This window comes from Micromonospora sp. NPDC093244, assembly GCF_040683695.1.
GTDB lineage: Bacteria > Actinomycetota > Actinomycetes > Mycobacteriales > Micromonosporaceae > Micromonospora.
Window position 1 is genome coordinate 24,053 of record NZ_JBFBEO010000004.1, and the last position, 26,998, is coordinate 51,050.

The 26,998-nt window shown below is 71.0% G+C and carries 28 protein-coding genes, 2 tRNA genes and 1 other RNA gene; 17 read left to right on the forward strand and 14 right to left on the reverse strand.

The window, feature by feature from the left end:
• Positions 1–19: 19 nt before the first annotated feature.
• Positions 20–784: a peptidoglycan DD-metalloendopeptidase family protein gene (locus tag AB0N27_RS20900; protein ID WP_364372219.1), complete on the reverse strand. Its 765-nt coding sequence runs from the start codon at positions 782–784 to the stop codon at positions 20–22.
• Between the two features lie 64 nt (positions 785–848).
• On the opposite strand from AB0N27_RS20900, the gene AB0N27_RS20905 reads away from it, so the two are divergent.
• From AB0N27_RS20905 to AB0N27_RS20920, 4 genes are all read left to right on the forward strand, one after another.
• The gene (locus AB0N27_RS20905) at positions 849–1,238 is read left to right on the forward strand and encodes a hypothetical protein (RefSeq protein ID WP_364372222.1); all 390 of its coding nucleotides are present in this window, start codon (positions 849–851) and stop codon (positions 1,236–1,238) included.
• Positions 1,239–1,326: 88 nt separating this feature from the next.
• The gene (locus AB0N27_RS20910; RefSeq protein WP_364372225.1) at positions 1,327–1,494 is read left to right on the forward strand and encodes a hypothetical protein; all 168 of its coding nucleotides are present in this window, start codon (positions 1,327–1,329) and stop codon (positions 1,492–1,494) included.
• Between the two features lie 118 nt (positions 1,495–1,612).
• Positions 1,613–2,140, forward strand: coding sequence for a tRNA adenosine deaminase-associated protein (locus tag AB0N27_RS20915; protein WP_139587623.1), 528 nt, complete (start codon positions 1,613–1,615; stop codon positions 2,138–2,140).
• Between the two features lie 145 nt (positions 2,141–2,285).
• Complete coding sequence (locus AB0N27_RS20920; RefSeq protein ID WP_364373350.1) at positions 2,286–2,729, forward strand: nucleoside deaminase; 444 nt, start codon at positions 2,286–2,288, stop codon at positions 2,727–2,729.
• Between the two features lie 127 nt (positions 2,730–2,856).
• Here AB0N27_RS20920 and deoD read toward each other — a convergent pair whose 3' ends face one another.
• On the reverse strand, positions 2,857–3,564 hold the full coding sequence (gene deoD / locus AB0N27_RS20925; RefSeq protein ID WP_074315244.1) for a purine-nucleoside phosphorylase: 708 nt from the start codon (positions 3,562–3,564) through the stop codon (positions 2,857–2,859).
• Between the two features lie 75 nt (positions 3,565–3,639).
• Between deoD and AB0N27_RS20930 the strand changes: the two genes are divergently transcribed.
• Positions 3,640–3,726: transfer RNA gene (locus AB0N27_RS20930), tRNA-Ser, on the forward strand.
• Between the two features lie 128 nt (positions 3,727–3,854).
• On the opposite strand, the gene AB0N27_RS20935 is transcribed toward AB0N27_RS20930, so the two are convergent.
• The 5 genes from AB0N27_RS20935 to AB0N27_RS20955 form a co-directional block, all read right to left on the reverse strand.
• A complete protein-coding gene (locus AB0N27_RS20935) occupies positions 3,855–4,349 on the reverse strand; it encodes a hypothetical protein (protein WP_364372230.1) in 495 nt (164 codons plus the stop codon).
• 92 nt (positions 4,350–4,441) lie between these two features.
• The gene (locus AB0N27_RS20940) at positions 4,442–4,996 is read right to left on the reverse strand and encodes a hypothetical protein (RefSeq protein WP_364372233.1); all 555 of its coding nucleotides are present in this window, start codon (positions 4,994–4,996) and stop codon (positions 4,442–4,444) included.
• An 85-nt stretch (positions 4,997–5,081) separates the two neighbouring features.
• Complete coding sequence (locus AB0N27_RS20945) at positions 5,082–6,071, reverse strand: aldo/keto reductase (protein WP_364372236.1); 990 nt, start codon at positions 6,069–6,071, stop codon at positions 5,082–5,084.
• A gap of 52 nt (positions 6,072–6,123) precedes the next feature.
• Positions 6,124–6,315 carry a DUF397 domain-containing protein gene (locus AB0N27_RS20950; RefSeq protein WP_364372239.1) on the reverse strand — a complete coding sequence of 64 codons (192 nt, stop codon included), beginning with the start codon at positions 6,313–6,315 and terminating at the stop codon, positions 6,124–6,126.
• A complete protein-coding gene (locus AB0N27_RS20955) occupies positions 6,306–7,073 on the reverse strand; it encodes a helix-turn-helix transcriptional regulator (protein ID WP_364372242.1) in 768 nt (255 codons plus the stop codon). The genes AB0N27_RS20950 and AB0N27_RS20955 overlap by 10 nt, the downstream gene beginning before the upstream one ends.
• A gap of 199 nt (positions 7,074–7,272) precedes the next feature.
• On the opposite strand from AB0N27_RS20955, the gene AB0N27_RS20960 reads away from it, so the two are divergent.
• A complete protein-coding gene (locus AB0N27_RS20960; protein ID WP_364372244.1) occupies positions 7,273–7,515 on the forward strand; it encodes a flavin reductase in 243 nt (80 codons plus the stop codon).
• Positions 7,516–7,528: 13 nt separating this feature from the next.
• Here the strand turns inward: AB0N27_RS20960 and AB0N27_RS20965 are convergent, their stop codons facing one another.
• On the reverse strand, positions 7,529–8,365 hold the full coding sequence (locus AB0N27_RS20965) for a class I SAM-dependent methyltransferase (RefSeq protein ID WP_364372247.1): 837 nt from the start codon (positions 8,363–8,365) through the stop codon (positions 7,529–7,531).
• 76 nt (positions 8,366–8,441) lie between these two features.
• Positions 8,442–8,526 (reverse strand) — tRNA-Ser (locus AB0N27_RS20970).
• Between the two features lie 82 nt (positions 8,527–8,608).
• On the opposite strand from AB0N27_RS20970, the gene ffs reads away from it, so the two are divergent.
• Positions 8,609–8,698: signal recognition particle sRNA small type (ffs, locus tag AB0N27_RS20975), an RNA gene on the forward strand.
• 223 nt (positions 8,699–8,921) lie between these two features.
• Positions 8,922–11,939: a DNA polymerase III subunit gamma and tau gene (locus tag AB0N27_RS20980; RefSeq protein WP_364372250.1), complete on the forward strand. Its 3,018-nt coding sequence runs from the start codon at positions 8,922–8,924 to the stop codon at positions 11,937–11,939.
• On the opposite strand, the gene AB0N27_RS20985 is transcribed toward AB0N27_RS20980, so the two are convergent.
• Complete coding sequence (locus AB0N27_RS20985; RefSeq protein WP_364372253.1) at positions 11,836–12,576, reverse strand: DUF998 domain-containing protein; 741 nt, start codon at positions 12,574–12,576, stop codon at positions 11,836–11,838. The two genes, AB0N27_RS20980 and AB0N27_RS20985, sit on opposite strands and share 104 nt — an antisense overlap.
• Positions 12,577–12,792: 216 nt before the next feature.
• Between AB0N27_RS20985 and AB0N27_RS20990 the strand changes: the two genes are divergently transcribed.
• From AB0N27_RS20990 to AB0N27_RS21020, 7 genes are all read left to right on the forward strand, one after another.
• A complete protein-coding gene (locus AB0N27_RS20990; RefSeq protein ID WP_244296072.1) occupies positions 12,793–13,101 on the forward strand; it encodes a YbaB/EbfC family nucleoid-associated protein in 309 nt (102 codons plus the stop codon).
• Positions 13,102–13,109: 8 nt separating this feature from the next.
• Positions 13,110–13,703: a recombination mediator RecR gene (gene recR, locus AB0N27_RS20995; RefSeq protein ID WP_357989293.1), complete on the forward strand. Its 594-nt coding sequence runs from the start codon at positions 13,110–13,112 to the stop codon at positions 13,701–13,703.
• A gap of 243 nt (positions 13,704–13,946) precedes the next feature.
• Positions 13,947–15,620 (forward strand): ABC transporter substrate-binding protein, encoded by a 1,674-nt coding sequence (locus tag AB0N27_RS21000; RefSeq protein ID WP_364372257.1) that lies wholly within the window; start codon positions 13,947–13,949, stop codon positions 15,618–15,620.
• Positions 15,621–15,718: 98 nt separating this feature from the next.
• Positions 15,719–16,726 (forward strand): ABC transporter permease, encoded by a 1,008-nt coding sequence (locus AB0N27_RS21005; RefSeq protein WP_364372260.1) that lies wholly within the window; start codon positions 15,719–15,721, stop codon positions 16,724–16,726.
• 65 nt (positions 16,727–16,791) lie between these two features.
• Entirely contained in the window at positions 16,792–17,751 is a 960-nt protein-coding gene (locus AB0N27_RS21010; protein ID WP_364372263.1) for an ABC transporter permease, read from the forward strand.
• A 112-nt stretch (positions 17,752–17,863) separates the two neighbouring features.
• Complete coding sequence (locus AB0N27_RS21015) at positions 17,864–18,850, forward strand: ABC transporter ATP-binding protein (protein ID WP_364372266.1); 987 nt, start codon at positions 17,864–17,866, stop codon at positions 18,848–18,850.
• Positions 18,847–19,947: an oligopeptide/dipeptide ABC transporter ATP-binding protein gene (locus AB0N27_RS21020; protein ID WP_357989289.1), complete on the forward strand. Its 1,101-nt coding sequence runs from the start codon at positions 18,847–18,849 to the stop codon at positions 19,945–19,947. Before AB0N27_RS21015 ends, AB0N27_RS21020 begins: the two co-directional genes overlap by 4 nt.
• A gap of 63 nt (positions 19,948–20,010) precedes the next feature.
• Here AB0N27_RS21020 and AB0N27_RS21025 read toward each other — a convergent pair whose 3' ends face one another.
• Both AB0N27_RS21025 and AB0N27_RS21030 read right to left on the reverse strand, forming a co-directional pair.
• Positions 20,011–20,403 (reverse strand): hypothetical protein, encoded by a 393-nt coding sequence (locus AB0N27_RS21025; RefSeq protein WP_364372270.1) that lies wholly within the window; start codon positions 20,401–20,403, stop codon positions 20,011–20,013.
• Entirely contained in the window at positions 20,403–21,044 is a 642-nt protein-coding gene (locus AB0N27_RS21030) for an HNH endonuclease family protein (protein WP_364372272.1), read from the reverse strand. The genes AB0N27_RS21025 and AB0N27_RS21030 overlap by 1 nt, the downstream gene beginning before the upstream one ends.
• Before the next feature lie 107 nt (positions 21,045–21,151).
• Between AB0N27_RS21030 and AB0N27_RS21035 the strand changes: the two genes are divergently transcribed.
• Positions 21,152–22,645: an MFS transporter gene (locus AB0N27_RS21035; RefSeq protein WP_364372275.1), complete on the forward strand. Its 1,494-nt coding sequence runs from the start codon at positions 21,152–21,154 to the stop codon at positions 22,643–22,645.
• A 31-nt stretch (positions 22,646–22,676) separates the two neighbouring features.
• Here AB0N27_RS21035 and leuA read toward each other — a convergent pair whose 3' ends face one another.
• Together leuA and AB0N27_RS21045 are read right to left on the reverse strand one after the other, a co-directional pair.
• The gene (gene leuA / locus AB0N27_RS21040; RefSeq protein ID WP_364372278.1) at positions 22,677–24,428 is read right to left on the reverse strand and encodes a 2-isopropylmalate synthase; all 1,752 of its coding nucleotides are present in this window, start codon (positions 24,426–24,428) and stop codon (positions 22,677–22,679) included.
• A 360-nt stretch (positions 24,429–24,788) separates the two neighbouring features.
• On the reverse strand, positions 24,789–25,937 hold the full coding sequence (locus AB0N27_RS21045) for an MFS transporter (RefSeq protein ID WP_364372281.1): 1,149 nt from the start codon (positions 25,935–25,937) through the stop codon (positions 24,789–24,791).
• A gap of 68 nt (positions 25,938–26,005) precedes the next feature.
• Here AB0N27_RS21045 and AB0N27_RS21050 point away from each other — a divergent pair, with 68 nt between their 5' ends.
• Positions 26,006–26,998, forward strand: coding sequence for an ArsR family transcriptional regulator (locus AB0N27_RS21050; RefSeq protein ID WP_364372285.1), 993 nt, complete (start codon positions 26,006–26,008; stop codon positions 26,996–26,998).

Consider the following 26,998-nt stretch of genomic DNA (forward strand, 5'->3'; position numbering starts at 1 on the left):
CTAGTCGATGCGGCACCGGTCAGGGAGCCTTCGGGCAGCCGTGTGTGCGCTGCCACGCGGTGACCTCGGCGGCCGGTTCGCGATTGCCGCCGCGCCGCCACGAGTCCAGGTAACGCGCCGGCCAGAGCACGCCGCGCCGGATCCACCAGCCGTCCTTGCCGGTACACGGCGGCGAGATGCCGAAGTGCACGTGGCATACGTTGTTCGCGTTGCCGGTGCGGCCCACCTTGCCGAGCTGCTGCCCGGCGCGGACCCGTACCCCGGCGTCGACACCTGCGGACACCACGCTCAGGTGCGAACCGTAGTAGCGCACCCCGTCGTCGCCGAGCAGGGAGACGGACAGGCCGCCGTTCTCCGGGCCCTGCGGCCCCCGCTTGGAGTACCTGTCGACGCGACTCACCTCCAGCACCGTCCCGTCGGTCACCGCGACGAACGGCTCACCGCAGTCGGCGAAGAGGTCGGTGGCCGGGTACGCGCCGTGCGTCGGGTGGTAGTCCACGTTGTCGGCGCGTACCGGGAAGACATGCCGCAGCCCGGCGCGGGGTGCGCCCGCCGACGGCCCGCCGGACGACGGCGCCGGGCGCGCCGGGACGCTCGCCGTCGGCGTGGCAGACGGCGCGGGCGGCTGCTCGCCCGTCGACCAGATCGCCGGCGGCGTCGGCGCGGCGCCCTCCGGCGGCACCCCCGGCCGGGTGGTCGCGCAGCCGGCGGCGAGCACCGGGGCGAGCAACAGCAGGACGGGGTACGCGGAACGCGCGCGGCGACCGAACGTCGGCGAGGGCATCCGGTCATCCTGGCAGAGCCGGTACCGTGGGCACGAACGGCGCGCGTAACGGAGGGCAGCGACGGTGACCATCGCCCGACCCGACCCCGTCCCGGATCCCGGTGCCGCCCGCCCGGTGCCCCGTGCCCCGTCGGGGCTCTTCCCGGCCGGGCCGCCGGCCCGACCCACCTACCGCGAACCGCACCCGGTCACCGGCGGTGGTGTCGCCGCCGGCGGTGGTGCGGCGGCCGGTTGGCTGCTCCTGTTCGGCCTGCTCGGCACCGACGTGCCGAGCTACGCGTGGTGGACGATCTTCGCCGGCCTGCTGGCCTGGGTAACCGCCCTGGTGCTGGTCCGTCACGGCGACCGGGGAGTGGCAACGGGGGTGGCCATCGTGACCGCCGGTGGTTGGAGCATCGCCGCCGCCGTGGTGGCGGTCCGGTGGGCCACCAGTGGCGACTGGCCGCTGTGGTGACCGCGCTGTTGACTGCGCGCAGTGCCCGGTTGGCTGCGTAGCGAACGCCGTCTTGACGTGGCCGTCGAGACTCGGCACGCTCGGCACTATGGCCTGGACCACCCTGCGGCAGGACCCGGATCGCAGCCGCCGCCGCCTGCAGTTGCTCGCCGAGTTGGCGGGTGCCCGGGCGGTACGCCAGCGCAGTCGGCCGCAGCGACAGCGCACCGAGCGTCTGCGCCAGCTCATCGCCACGCGCCGTCGGGTAGCCGGCTGATCCGACTTTGTCAGGAATGACCGGCCCGTCGGGGCGTTGACCGGTCGCCTGCCCAGCCGACCGGCTAACGTGCACGCGTAACGAGTCGGCGCTGTGCCGAGGGGCTATTGGGGGGACCGTGTCGTACTTCGCTGCGGCCGTGGTGCGCGACGACAGTGGCTGGACCGCCGCCGAGGTCAGCCTGCGCGGCGCCACCGACATCGACGAGGTCGCCGACCGGCTGCGTGACGTCGACCAGGAGGCCGACGTCTCGCTGCTCTTCGTCGAGGCCGACGACGCGTACCTGGTGATCCTGCGCCTCGACGAGGGTGAGGACCTGCGGGTGTTCGGGTCGGACTCGGCGTTCGCCGAGGAGTCCCGGCTGGGTTCGCTGCTTGTCGGCGACCTGAAGACCTCGGTCACCGGCCTCGACGGCGACGAGGAACCCCGCCCGGCTGCCGGCGGTGACGACGAAACCGAACAACCGGTCGTCGACCCGGAGGCCGACCCGGTGGGGGACGCCGACCTGCTGGCCAACCTGGGTATCTCCGCGCAGAAGCTGCTGACCCTCTGCACGCACGAGGGGATGCTCCCGGCGGACGTCACCGCCGAGATCTGCGAGGTGCTGGGCTGCGTCGACGAGGTCGAGGAGCTGCGTGAGGTCTGAGCCGGCCGACGCCACCGACCCGTCGCTGGAGTCGATCCGGCCGGGCCAACCCACTCCCGGTGCGGTGGGCCGCGCCGGGCCGGGCGCCCACGAAGGGCTTGCCGACCTCGGCGAGGTCGGGCGACGGCAACGGCACGAGCTGTGGATGCGGCGGGCGCTGGAGGTAGCCGTCACCGACCCGGCCACCTCCGCCCCCTCCACGGCTATCGACGACATCCCGGTGGGCGCGGTGCTCTACGGGCCGGACGGCACCGAACTCGCCGTCGGGCGTAACGAGCGGGAGTTGACAGGCGACCCGACCGCCCACGCCGAGGTGCTGGCCCTGCGCCGGGGCGCCGAGCGGGCCGGTGCCTGGCGGCTGGACGGCTGCACCCTCGTGGTCACCCTCGAACCGTGCACGATGTGCGCGGGTGCGCTGGTCCTGGCCCGCGTCTCCACTGTCGTCTTCGGCGCGTGGGAACCCAAGACCGGGGCGGCCGGATCACTCTGGGACGTCCTGCGGGACCGCCGGCTCAACCACCGGCCCGAGGTCTACGGCGGGGTGCTGGAGGCCGAGACCGCCGCCGTCCTGCGCGCCTTTTTCCGCTGAACCCGCCCGGCCCGCTCGGCGTGGCGGCCTGGGGACCGCATGCTGCGAAAGAGCGGTATGACTCTGAGTCATAAATATGCCTCAGAGTCATACCGCTCTCGGTGGTGACACCGCCCCGCAGAACGGGTCAGGCGATGATCGTGTCGAGGGCGATCTCGACCATCTGGCTGAAGGTCTGCTCACGCTCCTCCGACGTGGTCTTCTCGCCGGTCTTGATGTGGTCGCTGACGGTCAGCACGGTCAACGCCCGAGCCTTGAACCGGGCCGCGATCGTGTAGAGCGCCGCCGACTCCATCTCCACGGCCAGCACGCCGTAGTCGGCGAGCGTGTCGTACAGGTCCGGTCGGTCCGTGTAGAAGGCGTCCGCCGCCAGGATCGGCCCGACGTGCATGGTGATGCCGCGCCGCTCGGCCACCTCGACCGACGTACGCAGCAGCCCGAAGTCGGCCACCGGGGCGTAGTCGATCAGCCCGTCGAAGCGCATCCGGTTCATGTTCGAGTCGGTCGACGACCCGATCGCGGCCACCACGTCCCGCAGTTGCAGGTCGGTGCTCAGCGCACCGCAGGAGCCGACGCGGATCAGCGTCTTCACCCCGTACTCGTTGATCAGCTCGTGGGCGTAGATGGAGGCGGACGGCATGCCCATGCCGGAGCCCTGGACGGAAACCTCGACGCCGTTCCAGCGGCCGGTGAAACCCAGCATGCCCCGAACCGTCGAGTAGCAGGTGGCGCCCTCGAGGTAGGTCTCCGCGATCCACTTGGCCCGCAGGGGGTCACCCGGCATCAGGACCCGCTCGGCGATCTCGCCCGGCTTCGCGCCGATGTGCGTACTCATGGCAAAGATCCTGCCAGGCCGGCTCGGGCGATACCGGTTCGGCGTCCGAACCGGCGGTCCTGTACCCTCGTCGGCGGTGGCGTGTCCGAGTGGCCTAAGGAGCACGCCTCGAAAGCGTGTGAGGGTTTACGCCCTCCGCGGGTTCAAATCCCGCCGCCACCGCTCTGTAGTGCAGAAACGCCCGGTTGATCCGCGAGGATCGGCCGGGCGTTTCGCTGTTCGGATCTGCTGCTCGGGCACGGTCGTAGGCACGATGTCTCCCCCGTGTTTGTCGACCGGGGACGGGTCGATCAGCACGGACCGACGCCCTCGTCGAAGAGGCGGCGCGCCCAGTCGGCGTACCCCGCGATGGTTTTCCGGACCGTGCGCCCGTCGTGCAGGAACAGGTACGCGCGGTCGCCGCTGCGCGCCAGCAGCCCGTCGAGGCGTTGTGTCCCGTGTGGAGCGCGCAGGCGGGTGACCGACCGGTAGCGGGCCCAGACCTGGTCGACGGGTGAGCCCGCCGCGATGCCCTCCGGTGTGCGCATCGGGGCGCCGACCCAGAGCAGGACCAGTCGGTCTTCGATGAAGACCGGGCTGACGGTGTCGTGCCCGGTGAGCATCGGCCCGCACGTGTCCAGGCCGGCACGCAGGACGCCGCGACGGGTCAGCTCGTCCTCGGTGTCACCGAACTCGATGTTGCTCAGACCGTTCAGGTCGATGGTCTCGACGCTGCCGGCGGGCCGGCCGTCCGGGCCGGGCCCGGTCGACGGTACGCCGCTGCCGGCGATCGAGGCAGCAGTCATCAACGCCGCAATAAACGCGAATTGTCGCAATTTCATGGAATCCCCCAGTCCCCAACGGGACGGGAGCGTTCAGGTTGCTGCCCGGCGACGGATTACTGGTTTTCCCACTGCTCGACCAGCTCGTCCCAGTAGTCGGCGCTCAGTCGACGGCGCCCGTGCGCCAGCCAGCCGGCGGTGTTCCGCTCCAGGTGCAACCCCAACTCGGCGAACGGGTCGAGCCACGCACCCCGCTCCACGCCGAGCCGGGTCAGCGCCGAGTTGATCGGCCACTGCTCGCGCGGCGCGTCGAACACGTCGTCGAAACCTGGACCCCAGGACAGCGCCCCGCCCAGCCACACCGCTGCCGACTGGTGGCCGGCGCCGCCGCCGAACTCCGCCTCCACGTACGCCACAGGCCCCGACCGCGACCAGCCGGCCAGCACCTCGACAAGCGGCGGCGACAACACCAACCCGAATGGCTGCTCGGCGCTGCGGTCGTCCACCGCGTAGTCCGGCAGTGAACCGGTCAGCTCGGCCACCAGCTGCGGGGTGACAGGCAGCAGCGCGAAATCCTGGCGCAGCTCACCGAGGACCGCGTGATCCAGCTCGGCGGTCTGCTCGCGGAGCAGGTCCGCGTCCGCTACCACCGCGCTGAGCTGGTAACTCATGACGCCCTCCGCCGTCCACAGCCTGTGGATAGAACATGTGTACGACGGGCTCCGGGTCCGCCGGCCCCTGAGACGGTACCGGTGCTCAGGGCGACGGTACGGGGGCGTCTGCGCGCAGCAACCCGTCGGCGCGGAGCTGTTCCCACAGCCCGGCCGGGACATCGCCGGCGCGCAGGTCGACGTTGCGCGCGACCTCGTCGGCGGTGCGTACGCCAAGCGTCACGTTGACAACCGCCGGATGCCCGAACGGAAAGGCGATGGCTGCCGCGGGAAGTGTGGTGCCGTGCCGCTCGCACACCTCGGCGATCCGGGTGGCCCGTGCCACCACCTCCGGCGGGGCCTCCGCGTAGTTGTACCTCGCGTCCGGGCCAGGCCGCTCACGGGCCAGCAGCCCCGAGTTGAAGACCCCCACCGCGATGACACTCTTGCCGTGCTCGACGGCGGCAGGCAGGACATCGTCGAGGGCGTCCTGCTCCAGCAGCGTGTACCGGCCCGCCAGCATGACGACGTCCGCCGCCGTCTCCCGCAGGAAACGCGCGAGCATCGCCGACTGGTTCATCCCCGCCCCGATGGCCCCGACGACACCCTGGTCCCGTAGCTCCGCCAGGGCCGGCATGGCCTCGTCGGCGGCCTGCGGCCAGTGGTCGTCCGGGTCGTGCACGAACACGACGTCGAGTCGGTCGAGCCCGGTGCGCTCCAGAGTCGCGTCGATCGACCGCAGCACGCCGTCGCGGCTGTAGTCGCGCTCGGGACGTACGGCGTCGGGAACGTCGAAGACGTCCACGCCCTGGCCGGACGGCCGGGCGTTGGGCACCAGGAGGCGGCCCACCTTCGACGAGACAACGGACTCGTCCCGGGGTCGACCCCGCAGAGCGCGGCCCAGACGACGTTCGGACATCCCCAGCCCGTAGTAGGGAGCGGTGTCGAAGTAGCGGATGCCGCGATCCCACGCCGCGTCGACTGCCGCAACGGCATCGTCGTCGTCCACCGCGTGGTAGAGGTTGCCGATCGCGGCACCGCCGAAGCCCAGCTCCGTCACCTCGACCGGAGTGCCCGCAATACGTCGCCGTCGCATCCGGCCACGCTAGGACGTACCCGCCGGCTGATCAATGCCGGTGGGCGTCCGCTCACACCCTCGGGGTGAGCTGTGCGACGAACGCCCGCCAGGCCGCCGGCGCGAAGACGAGCGCCGGGCCGGTCGGGTCCTTGGAATCCCGTACGCCGACCACACCGGGCAGGTTGTCGGCGACCTCGACACATGCGCCGCCGTTGCCGCTGCTGCGGCTGCTCTTGCGCCACCGCGCGCCGTTCAGCTCCATGACTCCGCCACTTCCGTCATCAACTCGATCGACTGCCGGTGCGACAGCGCCTCGCCGCGCACGTTCTCCCATGCCGCCATCATGGCCGCGATGTCCTCCGGGTCGCTAGCGACTTGTCCCTGGAGTTGGTTGTCCAGGTAGCCGGCGACCCGGTGGTCGTGGCTGTGCGCGATCACGAACGGCCCGTTCAGACCGGCGTACGCGCCGACCGTGCCGGGCACCACGTGCACCCGGATGTGCGGCTCGGCGCACGCCGTGACGAGGGCTAGCAACTGCTCGCGCATGGCCGACCGGCCGCCGACCGGCCGGCGGAGGATCGCCTCGTCGATCACCGCCGTGAACTGCGGCGGGTCGTCCCGCTTGAGCACGCCCTGCCGGTTGAGCCGGACGGCGAGGTGCCGCTCGATCTCGCCCCGGGGGATCAGGCCCGCGCCGGCGAGCACGGCGCGGGCGTACGCCTCGGTCTGGAGCAGCCCCGGCAGGACAGTCGATTCGTACCACCGCAGCGACACGGCCTCGCGCTCGATCTCCTGCCACGGACGAAACCAGATGGGGTCACGACGTCTCGAAGTGTCTGGCCAGATGTCCGACACGTCCTTGTGAAGGGCTTCCGCTGCCGCCAGGCGGTGCCGAGGATGTGGGATGCGCCCCTCCGTCAACCAGCGCCCGACGGTCTTCGGGTCGACGCCGACGGTCTCGGCGAGGGATTCGGTGGTGTGCCCGGTGTCGCTGAGCGCCACCCGCAACGCGTCGTTCACGGCCCCTCCATCGGATGTCTCGAATATCTGGGGACCATATCGTTACGCGGTGTACCTGTCCGGTGACGCGCCAGAGGGTGGTCCACAGAAGACGGCGTGACCGGTGGAGGCGCAGCAGCCCGGCGGTCGGCGTCAGTCAGAGGGCCGCCCCGGCGGGGAGGGCGGGGCGGCCCTCTTCCACCGCGAAGGAGCCCCGACAATGCCCCGCCGTCGTTACCGGGACCACCTGCCCACCCGACCCACCTGGCGCTGTCGGGCGTGCGGCATCGCCTGGCCGTGCTCGGCGGCGAAGCTGCGGCTGCTCGGCGAGTACCGGCACGACCGGCTGGCGTTGACCGTCTACCTGGCGACGCTCCAGGCCGAGGCGAGCGCGCAGCTCACCGACGTCGACCCGGCCCGGTTGACCGACCGCTTCCTCTCCTGGGCCCGCGCCCGCGGCTGATCCTGTGCCTGGATCAGGGTCGCCAGATCACGACCTCGATGTCGCGCCGCCGCTCCGCGAAGCGGCAATCGTCGGCCGCCGCCGTCAACAGGCCGCGCAGATCCGCGTCGAAGGCCGGGAGCCGGTCGGCGAACAGGTGCGGCGCCGAACTGGACAGCGAGAACACCGCCGAGGCGACCTCATCCACCGAGCGTTCCACGACCATGCCCTGCTCGACAGTGATGCGGGTGGGGCCGGTGAAACCCGCCTCGCGCATGACCTCTTCCTCACCTCCGGCGGTGCCACCGGGCAGCCGCCCCTGCCCAGCCCGGCGGGTCGGTCCCAGGTAGCTGGCGACCAGCTCGTCGATCCGGGACCAGGGCGGCCGGGGGTACGGCAGCGGGTCGTCCCCGGCCACACCCCGATGCGTGTTGGCGCCGACGTGGACCCAGGCCCCGTCGGGCGTGAGCAGGTCGCGGACCCGCCGGGCCACCAGCGGCCGGTCCATCCAGTGGAACGACTGGGCGAACGTGGCCACCCGGAACGTACCCAGGTCGGCCGGCAGATCCTCGGCGCGCAGGTGCCGCCACCCGACGTTCGTGACCCCTGCCTCACCGGCCTGGCGCTGCGCCTCCACAAGCATGTCCCGGTCGGCGTCGACACCCACCGCCGCCTCGAACAGGGGCGCGAGCAGCAAGGTCAACGAGCCCGGCCCGCAGCCGACGTCGAGGAGCCGGCCGGTGCCGTCAAGGTCGAGCGCGGTGTCGACGGCCTCGGCGAGTTCCGGCGGGTAGTGCCACCTTCCGACGCTGTAGTGGCCGGCGCTGCCCGCGTACAACGACTCGTCCCACTCCCATGCCGCGTCCGTCATGGCGTCGATCAGACCACAGCAAAAACGCCCAGCCGACCGGTTATCGGTCTGCTGGGCGTTGCCGCTGCTCTGCGAGCGGAGGATACGAGATTCGAACTCGTGAGGGTGTAAACCCAACACGCTTTCCAAGCGTGCGCCCTAGGCCTCTAGGCGAATCCTCCGCGAGCCAGGATACAGGCCTCCGTCGGCCGGGCCACCCCACCACCCCCTGAAGATCGACGGGCTGTCGGGTAGGCTGGGCGTCACCTCCCGTGCGGCGGTATCTCGTGAACCTCCCCAGGGCCGGAAGGCAGCAAGGATAAGCGAGCTCTGCCGGGTGCACGGGAGGCCTTTTTGTCTCCGGAGCCCTCGATCCACTCCAGGTCGGCGATGTGGGGTTGTCCCGGGGCGGTTGACACCGCCGGATCGCCGACACGGAGTCGATCAACGCGCGGCGGCGTCGATCAACGCGCGGAGGCCGGGCGAGGCGGTGTGCGTCACCCCCGTGTTCGGCGGGGTGGGTGGTCACCCGCGCCGGACCGGCGCAGAATGGCTCGGTCGAGAGGAGGCGGGACGAGTGACGCTGGCGCTGTACCGCAAGTACCGGCCACGTACCTTCGCCGAGATGATCGGCCAGGAGCAGGTCACCGAGCCGCTGTCACAGGCGCTGCGGAGCGGCCGACTCAACCACGCCTACCTCTTCTCCGGCCCGCGCGGCTGCGGCAAGACCTCGAGCGCCCGGATCCTGGCCCGTTCGCTCAACTGTGAGCAGGGCCCCACTCCCGAGCCGTGCGGCAAGTGCGAGTCGTGCCGCTCGCTGTCCACCGACGGCGCCGGGTCGATCGACGTCATCGAGATCGACGCGGCCAGCCACGGTGGTGTGGACGACGCCCGCGAGCTGCGCGAGAAGGCGTTCTTCGCGCCGGCCCGCAGCCGCTTCAAGATCTACATCATCGACGAGGCGCACATGGTCTCGACGCAGGGCTTCAACGCCCTGCTCAAGCTCGTCGAGGAGCCACCGGAGTACGTCAAGTTCATCTTCGCCACCACCGAACCGGAGAAGGTCCTCGGCACGATCCGGTCGCGGACCCACCACTACCCGTTCCGGCTGTTCCCGCCGAAGGTGGTCCGGCCGTACCTGGAGCAGCTCTGCGAGGCGGAGGGGATCAAGGCCGAGCCGGCGGTCTTTCCGCTTGTGGTGCGCGCCGGTGGCGGCAGCATGCGGGACAGCCTCTCCGTGCTCGACCAGCTCATCGCGGGCGCCGGCCCCGAGGGGATCAGCTATGCGCGGGCCGCCGCTCTGCTCGGCGTGACCGACGCCGCGTTGATCGACGAGATGTGCGACGCGCTGGCCGCCGGGGACGGCGCCGCCGCGTACGCCACCGTCGACCGGGTCGCCGAGGCAGGGCACGACCTGCGTCGGTTCGCCTCCGACCTGCTGGAGCGGCTGCGCGACCTGATCGTCCTCCAGCAGGTCCCGGACGCCGCCGCGAAGGGTCTCATCGACGGCCCCGCCGACCAGATCGAGCGGATGGCCGCGCAGGCCTCCCAACTCGGCCCGGGCACGCTGTCCCGCTGCGCCGACATCGTGCACGACGGCCTGGTGGAGATGCGCGGCACCACAGCGCCCCGCCTGCTGCTGGAGCTGATCTGCGCCAGGATGCTGCTGCCCGGCGCCGACGACTCCACAGGCGGCCTGCTCCAGCGCCTGGAACGCATGGAACGCCGGCTCACCCTGGGCGGTGGCGACACCCAGACCACCACCCCAGGGGTACGCCCGCAGCCGGCGACCCCGGTCCCGGCTGCCGCAGCCCCGGCGCCCGCTGCCGCCCCGACCTCCGCACCGCCGTGGAACGTCGACCCGGCGACGTCCCCGACGACCCGGAGTGTTCCGACCTCGGGTGCTCCGACCTCGGGTGTTCCGGCGTCGGGTGCCTCGACCACCGACTCGCCGATTCCGGCGTCTCCCGGTGCGTCGGCGAGCATCGCCGGGCCGGCCCCCGTCTCCCCAGCCGGCCCCGGCGCGACTGGTCCCGGTGCGGCCGGCGGCTCGCCGGTCCAGCGCCGCGCGGTGCCGCCGTCGGCGGTGCTGCCCGATCCGGCAACACCGGAGCCGCCCCGACCTGGTGCGCCGGCCGCCGCGCTGGACGCTGTCGCGGTCCGCCGGGTCTGGCCCGACGTGGTGGGCAAGGTCAACCGGACCAACAAGCGGATCGCGGCCCTGATGCGCGACGCGGTGGTACGTGAACTCGACGGCGACATGCTGGTGCTGACGGTGAAGTCGACGGTGCTGGCCAAGATGATGGCCGACCACGCGGCGGTGCTCACCGACGCGCTGTACGAGGAGTTGGGCGGGCGCTGGCAGATCCGCTGCGAGGTGGCCGGTGAGCGGGGTGGCGTGCCGCTGTCCGGCCCGCCGCGCTCCCAGCCGGCCCGTCCCGCCGCCCCGGCACCCGACGCCGCCGCCCCGCCGAACCCGAGCGCTGGCACCCCGGCCGCCCTGCCTAACGCGAACCCGGCCAACCCGCCGAACCCGAGCACCGGCGGTCCGAGCAGCGCGAGCCCGACCAGCGCGAGCCCGACCAGCGCGAGCCCGACCAGCGCGAGCCCGACCAGCGGCAGCCCGACCAGCGGCGGCCCGACGGGTACGCCGAGCACCGACGCCGACCCGGCGGCCCGGGCGAGCGGCACCGCAGCTTCCGGCTCGACGAGCGCGGCGCCGAACAGCAGTGCTGTCGCCCGCCCGGCGAGCACCACGCCGACTGGCGGTGCCGTTGCCGGTTCGCCGGTGGCCGCGCCGAACGCCGCTGCCACCGCCCGGAACGGCAACGCCGCTGCCGCACCGAACGGCAACGCTGCTGCTGTCGCGCCGAACGGCAGCGCTACCACCGCGCCGAGCGGCAGCGGTGCTGCCGGGGTGCGGAACGGGGGCGCTGTCGTCGGATCAGCGAACACGCCTGCCGTCGCCGAGGACGACTGGCCGGAGGCGGCCCGCCCCGGCGGTGGTTCCGCAGCCTCCGAGGCGACCGACGACGAGGACTGGCCGGAGGCGGCCCGCCCAGGAGGCGCGTCGGCCGGAAGCCAGCCCGGCCACGGCTCGACGCCGACGCCGAACGGCACGAACGGCAGCGGACCCAACGGCGGCGCGTCGAACGGCGGCGGCGCACCGGGTGGCCCTGGCGGCCCCGGCGCGGCGCACAACGGCGACAGGCCGGGTGGGCGGGGCAACCCGACACCGGCGGCCCGGCAGCCGGCGGCAGCCGGTGGCGCCCCGGTGAGCAGCGCCATCGCCGCGGCCCGCGCGGCGGCGGCGGGGCGCGGTGCGCGTACCCCCGCGGCGGCCCGGCCCACCGCGGACGCCGAATGGGCGGGCGAACCGCCCTACGACCCGGACTTCGACGGCCCGCTGCGCGGTGGTCGGCCGGGTGGCGCGGCGCTGGCGGCCCCCGTCTACGAGGGGTTCGACCCCGGTGACGAGCCGCTCGACGAGGTCATCGACGAGAAGACCGCCAGGGAGTCGAGCGAGGAGCAGGCGGTACGGCTGCTTCGGGAGACCTTCGGCGCGGAGAAGATCGACGAGGTCGACGCGCGCTAGTTGGCGCCTCGGCCAGCAGGACTCCCAGGCAGCAGGCCCAGAGGGGGAAGGGCAGTACGGCGACGCGTTCCATGCCGCCCACCCCGATCCCGAGGCCCTGCTGGGCGAAGAACAGCACAGTCCCGACCAGGGCGATCACCCCGGCGGTGCGGGTGAGCGGTCGCCACCGGTCGAGCGTCGTGCTGCCCGGCGCGAAGCCGGCGAGCAGCAGGCCGATGTTTCCCAGACCCATGATCATGACTGCGCCGAGGACGTGCATGTTCTCGTCGACGTCGGCCGGGTAGATGGCCACCAGGGCGAACCCGACGGTGGACAGCAGCAGGAGCGTCTGGGCCGAGCGCACTACACCGCCGCGACCGAGGTGTCGCCAGGTCAGCAGGAGCCCGACGGCGAGCAGCACGGCGGCGAGTAGTGCCGCGGCGTTAAACAGTGGATGCCAGGGCGAGCAGACGTAGCGGGGCCTGGTGGTGTCCCAGATGCCGCAGTGGACGTTGCCGAGGTCGCTGATGTTGTGCAGTGCCCAGCTGTAGGTGGGGTCGCGCCACCGCAGGCCGGTGATCAGACTGGCGACGAGGTAGATGGGCGCCGCGGCGACCCAGCACAGCGCGGCGACCCTGCCGGTGCGATTGAGATCCATGCGGTCGAGCACACCAGCGCGGGGGTTCGCGGCGCACTACCAGCAGATGGCCAGCTCGGGGTAGGGGTAGCCGTACCCGACAGGGAGCGGGGAAGCGCCGGCGTGGGCGCGCGCCACCGGGCGGGGCGGGGTCGGTCACAGCGGTTAGGCTGGGCGGCGGCCCAGCAGACGAGTGCGAGAAGGAGCCATCCCGTGCGCCCAGGTGGACAGCCGAACATGCAGCAGATGCTGAAGCAGGCGCAGAAGATGCAGCAGCAGATCGCCGCCGCCCAGGCCGAGCTGGCCGAGGCCGAGCTGACCGGCACCGCCGGCGGTGGGCTGGTCACCGCGACGGTCTCCGGCGCCGGCGAGCTCAAGAGCATCAAGATCGATCCGAAGGCCGTCGACCCGGACGACGTGGAGACGCTTGAGGACCTGGTCGTCGCGGCCATGCACAACGCCGCCGAGGCGGCCCGTGAACTGACCGAGCGCAAGATGGGCCCGGTCGCCGGCGGCATGGGCGGCCTCGGCCTGCCCGGTTTCTGAGCCGGCAAATGTACGAAGGTGCCATCCAGGACCTGATCGACGAGCTGGGCCGGTTGCCGGGCGTGGGCCCGAAGAGCGCCCAGCGGATCGCGTTCCACGTCCTGTCGGCGGATCCTGCCGACGTCAACCGGCTGGCCGGCGCGCTGCGCAAGGTCAAGGAGCTGGTGCGGTTCTGCACGACCTGCTACAACGTGGCCGAGTCCGAGCAGTGCCGGATCTGCCGCGATCCGCGCCGCACCAACGAGGTGCTGTGCGTGGTCGAGGAGCCCAAGGACGTGGTGGCCATCGAGCGGACCGGTGAGTTCCGCGGCCGGTACCACGTGCTCGGCGGGGCGATCAACCCGCTGGAGGGGATCGGACCGGACAATCTGCGCATCCGGGAGTTGCTGATCCGGCTCGGTGACGGATCGGTGCGGGAGTTGATCCTGGCCACCGACCCGAACACCGAGGGCGAGGCGACGGCCACCTACCTGGCGTTGATGGTGAAACCGATGGGCATCTCGGTCACCCGGCTGGCCAGCGGGCTGCCGGTCGGCGGCGACCTGGAGTACGCCGACGAGATCACCCTGGGCAGGGCGTTCGAGGGTCGTCGGGCCGTCTGAGTCGTACCCGTGGGGGTGGTGCCGTCGACGACGGCGCCACCCCTTCGTCGTGCCCGCCGCCGCACGCATCGATGTGTCGCTTGATGTGTTCGGTGTGCCGTCGACTGTCAGACGTCCGCGCAAGGTGTCGGCTTGGTAGCGATTGCATGACGCCCGTTCCGCTTCCGGTGTGACATGCCATAGCCTCCCGCACACGGACCGAGCCACAGCTCGGCGTGGTCATGCGCATGACAGAGGTGAGAGATGCAGGCGAGAAGGCTTAAATCGGCTGTGGCCATCGCGGCCGTTGCCGCTCTGGCGGTCGGCGCGGCCGGCTGCGCGGAGAGCGAGCGCGACGGCGACAGTGGCGAGGCCAAGACTGGCGGCACCTTCATCTTCGCGGGTGCCGGTGACCCGAAGAACTTCGATCCGATCTTCAACGATGACGGTGAGTCGTTCCGGCCGGTCCGGCAGATGTTCGACACCCTGGTGAGCCACAAGCCGGGCACCGCCGAGCTTCAGGGCGGCCTGGCCGAGAGCTGGGAGAGCGACCCGACCGGCAAGGTCTGGACGTTCAAGCTCCGCCAGGGCGTGAAGTTCCACGACGGTACGCCGTTCAACTCCGCAGCGGTCTGCTACAACTTCGACCGCTGGTACAACATGAAGGGCGCTGCCGCCCAGTCCCAGATGATCTACTACATGGACGTCTTCGGGGGCTTCGCCAAGAACGACAACGAGGACGCCGGCAAGGCGATCTACAACAAGTGCGAGGCGAAGGACGACGGCACCGCAGTCGTCACCCTCAACCAGTACAAGGGCGCCTTCCCGGGTGCCTTCGCGCTGACCTCGCTCTCGATGGCCAGCCCGGAAGCCCTGAAGAAGTACGACGCCGACACGGTGAAGCAGAACGGCGACTCGTTCGAGTACAGCGCCTTCGCCACCACCAACCCGGTCGGCACCGGCCCGTTCACCTTCGGTGGCTGGGACAAGGCCAAGAACGAGATCACCCTGAACCGCAACCCGGACTACTTTGGCGAGAAGGCCAAGGTCGACAAGATGATCATCAAGGTCATCAAGGACGAGAGCACCCGTAAGCAGGAGCTCCGCGCCGGCACCGTGCAGGGCATCGACTTCCCGGCCCCGGCCGACCGCAAGGCGCTCGAGGGTGAGGGCTTCCAGGTCATCAACCGCCCGGCGTTCAACATCCTCTACCTGGGCATCAACCAGAAGAACCCGAAGCTCAAGGACCTGCGGGTGCGGCAGGCGATCGCCTACGCGCTCAACCGCCAGCAGCTCGTGCAGACCAAGGGCCCGGGTGGCGCGAAGGTCGCCGACGAGTTCATGCCGGACACCGTGCTCGGCTACGCCCCGGACGTGCAGAAGTACGAGTACAACCCGGACAAGGCCAAGCAGCTCCTCAAGGAGGCCGGCGCCGAGGGTCTGACGCTGAACTTCTACTACCCGCCGGACGTCACCCGGCCGTACATGCCGAACCCGCAGGAGATCTTCACCGTCCTCGCCAACGACCTGCAGGCCGTCGGCATCAAGGTCAACGGTGTGCCTCGCCCGTGGAACGGTGGCTTCAAGGACGACGTGCAGCAGTTCGGCAAGCACGACCTGCACATCCTCGGCTGGACCGGTGACTACAACGACCCGGGCAACTTCGTCGGCACGTTCTTCGGCCGGGCCAAGGCCGAGTTCGGCGACCAGTCGATGACCGAGATGTTCGACGCCATCGCCAAGGCTGACGCCACCGTCGACGAGGCCGGCAAGAAGGCGGCCTGGGAGCAGGTCAACCGGGACATCGCCACCAAGTGGCTGCCGGCCGTTCCGGTCTGGCACGCGCCGCCGGCGATCGTCGTCACCAAGGATGTCAAGGGCCTGGTGGCCAGCCCGCTGACCGACGAGCGATTCAACACGGTCAGCATCAGCAAGTGACGTCCGTCGGCTGACGCAGTAGGCGTGAATCGGCCCGGTCCGGGGCTTTCTCCCCGGCCGGGCCGATTCCGCGATCATCGAGAGTCTGGTGTGAAGAGATGTTGCGAGTCATAGTCCGCCGCCTGCTGCAGCTGGTGGTGACCCTCATAGCGCTGTCGGCGCTGATCTTCATCTGGCTGCGGAACCTGCCCGGTGGCCCGGTCGAGGCACTGCTCGGCGAACGGGCCACGCCCGAGCGCCGCGTCCTGCTGACCAAGGCGCTCGGCTACGACCAGCCGATCCTGGTGCAGTACGGCAAGTTCATGCAGCGGGTGGTCACCGGCGACTTTGGCAACTCGATCCGGACCGGCGACCCGGTCACCGAGGTCATCAGCCGCGCCTTCCCGGCCACCATCGAGCTGGCCCTCGCCGCGATGATCATCGCCGTCGGTCTCGGTATTCCGCTGGGATATCTCGCGGCGCGCTGGCGGGGACGCTGGCCGGACAACCTGACCATCGCCGGCACCCTGCTCGGCATCTCGATCCCGATCTTCTTCCTGGGCTACCTGCTCAAGGACGTGTTCACCCAGAACATCCACTGGTTCCCGCCGTCGGGGCGACTCACCACAGGTATGGACAACACGAACGTCACAGGGTTCTTCGTGCTCGACGGCCTGCTGACCCGGGAGTTCGACGCCAGCGCGGACGCGTTGTGGCACCTGATCCTGCCGGCGATCACGCTCGCCACCATCCCGCTGGCGGTGATCGTGCGGATCACCCGGGCCAGTGTGCTCGACGTTCTCAACGAGGACTACGTACGCACCGCCGAGGCGAAGGGCCTGCGGCACCGCACCATCCGCGGCCGCCACATCCTGCGCAACGCGCTGCTGCCGGTGGTCACCACCATCGGCCTGCAGACCGGCGCGCTCCTCTCCGGCGCGGTGCTCACCGAGAAGGTCTACAACTGGGGCGGCATCGGCACACTGATCACCGACTCGATCAGCGGCGGCCGGGACTACCCGGTGCTCCAGGCGATCATCCTGCTCGCCGCGCTGGTCTTCGTGGTGGTCAACCTGCTGGTCGACCTCTCCTACGCCTTCATCGACCCGAGGGTGCGTGTGCGATGAGTGACCCGATCACCCAGCCGGGAACGCCGGCCCCCCGCAGTGGGGACGAGAAGCCACGTCCCGGCATGAGCGAGCGCAGTATCGGCGTGCTCGGCGACCGCAAGAAGGCGCGGCTGGACGAGCTGGCCCGCGCGAGCGCATCCGACCGGGGCGGGATCAGCCTCGTCCGGGACGCCGTACGCCGACTGCGCCGCAACCCGGTCGCCATCGTCGGAGCCACAATCGTCGGACTGTTCGTCCTGGTGGCGATCTTCGCTCCGCTGATCGCCCCGCACGACCCGGTCCAGCGTTTCGACGAACTGACCAAGAACCTGACAGTGGACAGCATCCCGGGCAGCAGCAGCGAGTTCCCGCTCGGCTCCGACCCGCTCGGTCGGGACTTCCTGTCCCGCATGATCCACGGCGCGCGGCAGACGCTCTTCGTGGGCGTGCTCGCCACAGTCATCGGCCTCGCCATCGGCGTCCTGATCGGCGCGATCGCCGGTGCCTTCGGCGGCTGGGTCGACGTGGTGCTGATGCGCCTCACCGACGTGATGCTGGCCCTGCCGAGCCTGCTGCTCGCGATCACCCTGGTCGCGATGGCGAGCCGGTCGAGCCAGTGGACTGTCATCTTCGCGGTGGCAATCGTGAGCGTGCCGATCTTCGCCCGGCTGCTGCGCGGCTCGATGCTGGCGCAGCGGGAGAGCGACCACGTGCTCGCGGCCCGCGCGCTCGGCGTCAAGGAGCGCAACATCGTGCTGCGGCACATGCTGCCCAACTCGCTGACCGCTGTGATCGTGCAGGCCACGCTGACCTTCGCGGTGGCCATCCTGGACGCCGCCGCGCTCTCCTTCCTGGGCCTCGGCGACCCGGACATCAACCGGGCCGAGTGGGGCCTGATGCTCGGCGTGGACGGTCAGCGTTACTTCGAGGTCCGCCCGGAGCTGGCGTACTTCCCGGCGCTCGCGATCATCGTGGTCGCGCTCGGCTTCACCCTGCTGGGCGAGGCGATGCGCGAGGCGATCGACCCGAAGAACCGGCGGTGAGCACGGTGCGCGCAACAAGCACGGCCGGCCCGCGCCCCGGGCGAGCGCAAGGAGTGAGCCTGCGAGCCCCGCAGTCGCGGGCGAAGGACCACAGCAGTGAGGAAGTGACCCGATGAGCCTGCTCGACGTCCGTGACCTGAGCGTCGTGTTCCAGCGGCGCGGCGAGCGGTCCTTCACCGCCGTCGACAAGGTCAGCTTCACCGTGGAGCCCGGCCAGACCGTCGGCCTGGTCGGCGAGTCCGGCTGCGGCAAGAGCGTGACCAGCCTGGCCATCATGGGCCTGCTGCCCAAGCGGGGCAACAAGGTCACCGGCGAGGTGCTGTTCGAGGGCACCGACCTGCTGAAGCTGCGTCCCGACGACATGCGCGACAGGCGCGGCCGGGAGATCAGCATGATCTTCCAGGACCCGCTGTCCTCGCTGAACCCGGTCATCCCGATCGGCGTCCAGGTGGCCGAGGTGCTGGAGCGCCACCAGGGCCGGGACCGCAAGCAGGCGCTGCGGGAGTCCCGGGACCTGCTCGACGCGGTAGGCATCCCGGACCCGAGCAGGCGGCTCAGCGAGTATCCGCACCAGATCTCCGGCGGCATGCGCCAGCGCGCGCTCATCGCCATCGCGCTGGCCTGCAAGCCTCGGCTGCTGATCGCCGACGAGCCGACCACCGCGCTCGACGTGACCATCCAGGCGCAGATCCTGACCCTGCTCAAGCAGCTTGTCGACGAGACCGGCACCGCGCTCGTCATGATCACTCACGATCTGGGTGTGGTGGCTGGGCTCTGCGACACGGTCAACGTGCTCTACGGCGGCAAGGTGGTCGAGCGGGCGCCACGGCACGAGCTGTTCGCGCACGCCCGGCACCCGTACACCCATGGGCTGCTGAACTCGGTGCCCCGGCTCGACTCGCCGCGCGGTGAGCGGCTGCACGCGATCCGCGGGTCCGTCTCGGACAACATCCCGTGGGTCGAGGGGTGCGCGTTCGCACCGCGCTGCGACAACGTCGTGGACGCCTGCCTGGAAGGGCCGCCGCCGCTCGAACCGACCGCCACCGGCGGCGACCTCCGCTGCAACAACCCCGTCTCCGAGGAGGTGGCGGCCCGATGACCGAACCGACCGATGCCCTGATCGAGCTGCGCGACATCAAGGTCCACTTTCCGATCAAGAGCGGCCTGCTCTTCGACCGGACCGTCGGATACGTCTACGCCGTGGACGGCGTGTCGCTGAGCATCCGCAAGGGCGAGACGTACGGCCTGGTCGGCGAGTCGGGCTGCGGCAAGTCGACGCTGGGTCGAGGCCTGCTGCGGCTCGTCGAACCCACCAACGGCGAGATCATCTTCGACGGCACGGACGTCCGCGCGCTCAAGGGCGAGGCGATGCGCAAGGCCCGCCGTCGCATGCAGATGATCTTCCAGGACCCGCTCTCCAGCCTCGACCCCCGCCAGTCGGTGGAGTCGCTGCTGGTGGAGGGGCTCAAGGCGCACGGGTTGGCCGACGACAAGGTCGAGACGAACCGCCGCCTGCGGGAGACGCTGGAAGCGGTGGGCCTGCCCGCGTCGGCCCTCGGCAAGTACCCGCACGAGTTCTCCGGCGGCCAGCGCCAGCGCATCGGCATCGCCCGGGCGCTGGTGCTCAACCCGGACCTGATCGTCGCCGACGAGCCGGTCTCCGCGCTGGACGTGTCGATCCAGGCGCAGGTACTCAACCTGCTCGAGGACCTCCAGAACGAGCGCGGCCTGACGTACCTGATCATCGCGCACGACCTGGCGGTGGTCCGGCACATCGCCGACACGGTGGGTGTCATGTACCTGGGTGGGCTTGTGGAGGAGGCGTCCAGCGACGACCTCTACCGCGAGCCAATGCACCCGTACACGCGGGCCCTCATGTCCGCGGTGCCCGTGCCCGACCCGCTGGTGGAGGACCGCCGGGAGCGGATCCTGCTCGCCGGTGACCTGCCGTCGCCGACCAACCCGCCGTCGGGCTGCCGGTTCCACACCAGGTGCCCGTGGGCGCAGCCGACCCGCTGCGCCGACGAGCGGCCGGAACTGCGCGACGTGGTCGGCGGGCACCGGGTGGCCTGCCACTTCGCCGAGGACATCGCCGCCGGCCGGATCCGGCCGCACGAGGTCGAGGTCGAGCTGGTCCGTCCGGTGGACGGCACCGGCCCGGTCGACCCGCCGGGCGAGCTGATCCCAACCCCGTGACGCCGCCGGGGGCCGTCCCGAACCGGACGGCCCCCGCGCGGTGCCACATGTGCCGCAGGCGGCTCAGCCCTCCGGGCGGTGCAGCAACGCCACTGCGACGCCGTGCACCGCGTCCAGGCCCGCCGGGTCGGCAAGCGCGACCGACCCGCCGGTCACCGCGTACCACTCGTCCGCGTCCTTGTACTGCACCCGCAGGGTGGCCTTGCCGTCCGCGTACTCGGTGCGCAGGGTCAACTCGCCGGTGACGACCCCCACCTCGTCGGTCATGACCCCACCCGGCCCGGGAACGATGTCGGCGGTCCGGCTCTGCGGGCCGGCGGCACCTGTCGATTCCGCGACCATGCCTGCCCCCGGCACCGCGGCCGGCGTGTCGGCAGTGCCGTCGGCGGTCATCCCCGCGGCGGCCGGGGCGGTGTCACCGCTCGCCTCGGCGCCTGTCGCAGCTCCCTCACTCATCAGCAGCCCTCCAGCATGTCGGTCAGTGCCGATTTCTCGGCACTCGTCACCGTCAGCTTCCAGTAGTGCTTCACCGTCACCCAGTCCTTGGCGTACTGGCACCAGTACGACCGGTTCGCCGGCTTCCACTGGGATGGATCCTGGTCACCCTTTGCCCGATTGGAGGACGCGGAAACCGCGATGAGCTGCGGACGTGTCGTGTCGTTTGCGAAGTCGCCGCGCTTAGCGTTGTCCCACTCGTCGGCGCCGGAGCGCCAGGCGTTCGCCAACGGCACCGTGTGGTCGATGTCCACATCGGAGGGATCCGTCGCGCTGCGGCCGTCGTACACGCTCTCCCAGCGACCACCGACCACGTTGCAGCCGGAGAGCTTCACGTCCTTACCGTCGCGTTGCAGGATGCTGTCCCGCACGTCGCAGTTCTTACCGGTGTCCCGCCAGTGCGGGAAACGATCCCGGCTGTAACCCTTCATCGAGCCTGCGCTGGCCACGGTCAACTGGCTCAACTGTTCGACGGCGTTGCCGCCGTCCCCCGGTGGCGACGTCGCCTCCGGCTCCTCGGGCGGGACACAACCGGCCACGCCGAGCGCCAGCGCCGCGACGAGCGCGGCCACCGACGCACGCTGTCCTGATCTGGTACGCACAGACGACACCTCTCCAGCTTGCGGGCTCCCGGCGATTGCGCACAGTACCCGGGGATGGTTTCGGCGTTTCGTGGCGTCTCCCACATCCTGCAAGGCAGATTGGTGGGATGACTGCTCCCGTACCGTCACCCGCCTTGAGGATGGGCACCGCCGCAGGGCGGGGGACGCTGGTCGCGGCGGTGCTCGCCTCCGGCATGGTCTTCCTGGACAGCACCGTCGTCAACGTGGCGCTGCCGAAACTCGGCCAGGACCTCGGGGCGAACGTGGCCGATCTCCAGTGGACCGTCAACGGGTACCTGCTGACGCTTGCGGCGTTCGTCCTGCTCGGCGGATCCCTCGGGGACCGCTTCGGTCGACGGCGGGTCTTCCTGATCGGAGTGCTCTGGTTCACCGTGGCCTCGGCGCTGTGCGGGCTGTCGCAGGGCACCGGCTGGCTTATCGCGGCCCGGTTCCTCCAGGGCGCGGGCGGCGCGCTGCTCACCCCCGGCTCGCTGTCGGTGCTCCAGGCCAGCTTCCACCCGGACGACAGGGGCCGGGCGATAGGCGCGTGGGCCGGGCTCTCCGGGGTGTCGACGGCGTTGGGGCCGTTCATCGGCGGCTGGCTGATCGACGCGCTGTCCTGGCGGTGGATCTTCTTCCTCAACCTGCCGATCGCCGCGCTGGTCCTGCTGGCCGCGCTGCGCTGGGTGCCGGAGAGCCGCGACGAGAACGCCTCCCGTACGCACGGGCCGGGCCGCACCCGCCGCCGCTTCGACGTGGCCGGGGCGCTGCTCGGGGCGCTCGCGCTCGCCGGCGTCACGTACGCGCTGATCGACGCGCCGGCCCGCGGGTTCGACTCGGCACCCGTGCTGGTGGCGGCGCTCGTCGGGGTGCTGGCGGCGGTGGCCTTCGTCCTCCTGGAACGCCGCCGCGGCGACACGGCGATGCTGCCCACCGGGCTGTTCAGCAGTCGGCTCTTCTCGGCGCTGAACATCTTCACTGTGGTCGTGTACGCGGCGCTCGGCGGGTTCACCTTCTTCTTCGCCGTCTACCTCCAGAACGTCGTCGAGTGGTCGGCGTTCCGTACCGGCATCGCGTTGCTGCCGATGACACTGCTGCTGTTGGTCGGCTCGGCGCGGGCCGGCGCGCTCTCGGCGCGGATCGGCCCGCGGCTGCCGCTGGCCGTCGGGCCGGTGATCGCAGCGGCCGGGCTGCTCCTGCTGCGCGGCGTGGCACCGGGCGCGTCGTACTGGCGGGACGTCCTGCCCGGGGTGCTTCTCTTCGGCATCGGGCTGACCCTGGTGGTGGCACCTCTCACCGCGTCGGTGCTGGCCGCCGTGCAGGACCGGTTCTCCGGAGTGGCAAGCGGTTTCAACAACGCCGCGTCCCGGGCCGGCGGCCTGCTCGCGGTGGCCGCGCTGCCGTTGCTCGTCGGCCTCTCCGGCAGCGGGTACGAGCAGAAGCCGGAGCTGACGAGCGCGTTCCGCGCCTCGCTGGCCTGGTGCGCCGGGCTGCTGCTGGCCGGCGCGGTGCTGGCCCTCGTGCTGGTCCACCGGCCACCCCGCGAGGCGCCCCCGTCCCAGCCCTGCCACTCGATGCCCGCCGCCACACCCCCGAGGTAGGGCTCCTCCTCGGGGGCGCGGCGCGTGCCGTCTACTGGCGGGCGCGGTTGACGGCGCTGGTGACCGCCTTGATCGAGGCGGTGACGATGTTGGCGTCGGTGCCGACACCCCAGACCGTCCGACCGTCCACCTCGCACTCCACGTACGCGGCGGCCTGCGCGTCCCCACCCGAGGAGAGCGCGTGCTCGTGGTAGTCGAGCACCCGTACGGCCACCCCTACCGACTGGAGGGCGTTGACGTACGCGTCGATCGGGCCGTTGCCGACCGCGGCGAGCGACCGCTCGTCGCCGCCCACACCGACCTCGGCCTCGATGTCGACCTTGCCGTCCGTGGTGCGGATCGTGTAGCCGGCCAGCCGGACCGCCGGGTCGGGCTGGTGGTCGAGCAGGTAGTGCGTCGCGAAGATCTCCCACATGGCGGCCGGGTCGACCTCGCCGCCGTTGTGGTCGGTGACCTGCTGGACCACCCCGGAGAACTCGATCTGGAGCCGGCGCGGCAGGTCCAGTTGGTGCTCGCTCTTCATGATGTACGCGACGCCGCCCTTGCCGGACTGCGAGTTGACCCGGATGACGGCCTCGTAGGTGCGGCCCAGGTCCTTCGGGTCGATCGGCAGGTACGGCACCGCCCAGGTGTACTCGTCGACAGGCACGCCGGCGGCCTTCGCGTCGGCGTTGAGGGCGTCGAAGCCCTTGTTGATGGCGTCCTGGTGCGAGCCGGAGAACGCGGTGTAGACGAGGTCACCCGCGTACGGGTGGCGTTCGTGCACCGGCAGCTGGTTGCAGTACTCGACGGCCCGGCGGATCTCGTCGATGTTCGAAAAGTCGATCATCGGGTCGATGCCCTGGGAGAAGAGGTTGAGCCCCAGCGTCACCAGGTCGACGTTGCCGGTGCGCTCGCCGTTGCCGAACAGGCAACCCTCGATGCGGTCCGCGCCGGCCAGCAGACCCAGCTCGGCGGCGGCCACGCCGGTGCCCCTGTCGTTGTGCGGGTGCAGGCTCAGCACCACGCTGTCCCGCCGCGGCAGGTGCCTGTGCATCCACTCGATCGAGTCCGCGTACACGTTCGGGGTGGCCATCTCGACTGTCGCCGGCAGGTTGATGATCAGCGGACGGTCCGGCGTCGGGTCGATCACGTCGATGACCCGGGAGCAGACCTCCAGCGCGTACTCCAGCTCCGTGCCGGTGTAGGACTCCGGCGAGTACTCGTAGAAGATCTCGGTGTCCGGGGTGTGGATCTCCGCGTACTTCTGGCAGAGCCGAGCGCCGGAGGTGGCGATGTCGGCGATGCCGTCCTTGTCCAGGCCGAAGACCACCCGACGCTGGAGCGTGGACGTCGAGTTGTAGAAGTGCACGATTGCCCGCTTGGCGCCGCGCAGCGACTCGAACGTCCTCTCGATCAGGTGCTCCCGGCACTGCGTGAGCACCTGGATGGTGACGTCGTCCGGGATCATGTCCTGTTCGATGAGCTGCCTGACGAAGTCGAAGTCGGTCTGGCTGGCCGACGGGAACCCGACCTCGATCTCCTTGTAACCCATCTGTACGAGCAGCTGGAACATCCGGCGCTTACGCTCGGGCGACATCGGGTCGATCAGTGCCTGGTTGCCGTCCCGGAGATCCACCGCGCACCAGCGTGGCGCGGCCTCGACGGTACGGGTGGGCCAGGTGCGGTCCGGCAGCTCCACCCGGAACTGCTCCCGGTAGGGCTGGTAGCGGTGGTACGGCATCCGGCTCGGGCGTTGCCGGGCGATCGGATCGGTCTCAGCGTCGGTGACAGGTTGAGCCATCTCGGAGTGCTCCCTGGAACATGTGGCGTCAGCAGATCGGAAGGTGTCGGCGAGGTGCCGGGCGACGGTGCGCGGCGGTGCCGAGAGGAAACTCAGATGTGCTGGACGGCGCGATGCGACTCCGCGACGAGGTGCCGGCCGGTCAGGCCTCGTCGCGGCGGCTAAGGAGGAGCAGCGCCTGCCACATGACCACGTCACCCTACGTGATGTGATCGGGAGTGGGAAGGCAGGTCCGGACTATGGGACCGGGGTCATGCTCCGCCCCGGGGCGTCCGCGCCCAGCCTCGGCGTCCGTTGCGCCCAGGCCACGGCGGGCACGATCGCCGCTCCGAGCAGCACGAAGATCGCTGCCAGCGGCAGTCAACCCCAGCCGCCGGTGGTCACGCCGAGCGCTGTCAACCCGGCCGGGGCGACCAGGTACTGCACCTGCTCACCCAGCCGCAGCGCCCCCACGTACGCGCCGCGCTGGTCGTCCGGCGGAAGGGTGGCGGTGAGCCCCCAGGCGCCCGCCGACTGGATCAGCTCGGCCAGGATCAGCACCGTCGCGGCGGCCACCAGCACCACGATGGTGAGCGCGCCCCGGGTGACCCCGGAGATCGGCAGGACCAGGCAGGCCAGGGCGATCAGCAGGCCACCACGGCGGGAGGCCCGCGCCGCGCCCTCGGCGGTGTCGGCGCCCCGGCTGACGCGTACCTGGAGCAGCACGATCAGGACCGTGTTGAGCAGCACCAGCGCGGCGATCACCGTCTTCGGGGCGTCGGTGTGGGTGAGGATCCAGAGCGGCAGCACCGTCAGGTAGAGCACCCCGTGCGCGGTGAGCAGCCCGGACAGCAGGGACACCGCCATGAACGGCCGGTCCCGCAGGACGGCGAGCCGACCCATCGGCTCCACCGGCCGGGTCACCTGAGGCAGCCGGGGCAGTCGTCGTACGAACAGCGCCGTGAACAGGAAGACAGTCGAGATGAACCAGACCATTCCCCGGTACGCCTCGATCGTGTCCACCGCCAGCACCAGACCGCTGATCACGGCTCCCAGCCCGAATCCGACGTTCAGCGACGAACGCTGGTAGGCCATCGCCGTGACCCGTTCGGCAGGCGGGAGCGCGTTGATCGAGTAGACCTGACGGGCCACACCTGTCGACGCGTCAACCGCCGCCAACGCCACCACCACGGCGAGGAATCCCGCGAAGCCGCCCACGAACGGGTAGGTGGCGAAGAGCGCGGCGTTCAGCACCAGCCCCACCACCCAGACCCGCTGCGGCCCGTACCGGTCGGTGAGGCCACCCAGTGGCACCGTGCCGAGCAGCGACACCCCCGCCGCGATGGACAGCCCCAACCCGACCTGGGCGGCGCTGAGCCCGAGCGCCCTGGTGAAGAAGACGGCGCTGCCGGCGTGGAACAGGCCGCTGCCGACGGCGTACACCATTGCCTGCACGGCCAGGGCGCGGGTCAGTCCGGCCGGCGGTACGACGTGTCGGACAACTGTGCGGATGGTGTCTCTGGCCCCCATGGGCGGTGAGTGAATCGTGTCCCCATGGTTCCGGTCGAACCTTTTAGGCTGGACCGAATCCTGCGGGGGTGCGTGTGTCCGAGTTGCGGTTCAGCCTGACCGACGTCGCCGGAGTCCGGCTCGCCGTGTCGCCGGTCAACGAGACCGTCCTGAGCATGTGGGCGCTTGCCAACCCGCTCCGCTACGCGGTGCACCTGCCCTGGATCGACCGCGCCCGGGTGACGCTGCGCCGTCCGGAGGTCGCCGCCCCGGTGCGACCGCTGACGGAGCTGACGTGGCAGGGCTGCCCGTTGCCCGACTTCCTCACCCCGGCGGCCCGACCGAACGTGGAGATGGCCGAGCAGCTCGACCAGCTCGCGGCGACGCCGCCGGCAGTGGTGGTCAAGGATCTGCTGGCCACCACCGCGCGCCGCCCGCTCGGCCCGTTCGGGCTGGCGCTTCTGGCCGACCCTCGCGGGCTGCTGCCGCAGCTCGTCGACGCGGTGCGGGTCTGGTACGACGAGGCGATCGCCCCGGACTGGCCGCGGATACGCGCGATGCTCGACGCCGACGTGGCGTACCGGGCCGCCCAGCTCGCCGAGAACGGCGCCGGTCGGTTCTTCGAGCAGCTGCACCCGAGCCTGCGTTGGCTCGGTGACCGGGTGGTCAGCGACGACCCGTTCGAACGGGACTTCGACCTGCGCGATCGTGGGCTGGCGCTGAGTCCGGCCCTGTTCACCGACCGGCGGGTGCTGTGGAACCTTCTGGAGGACTCGGCGCCGGCCGGGGCGTACCCGGTCCGGGCGGTCGGGACGCTCTGGGAGGCGACCGCGACGCCGCCCGGCGACCCGCTGGCACGGGTGGTCGGCCCAGGCCGGGCCGCGCTGCTGCACCTGCTCGACACGTCGTCGACCACCACCGACCTGGCCCGACTCACCGGGATGTCCGCCGGGAACGTCTCCCAGCACCTGGCCGCTCTGCACGCCGCCGGCCTGGTCGGCAGGTTCCGGCAGGGTCGGCACGTCCTCTACCGCAACACCGACGCCGCGCACGTCCTGCTCCGGGCCAGCCGGGGCGGGTGA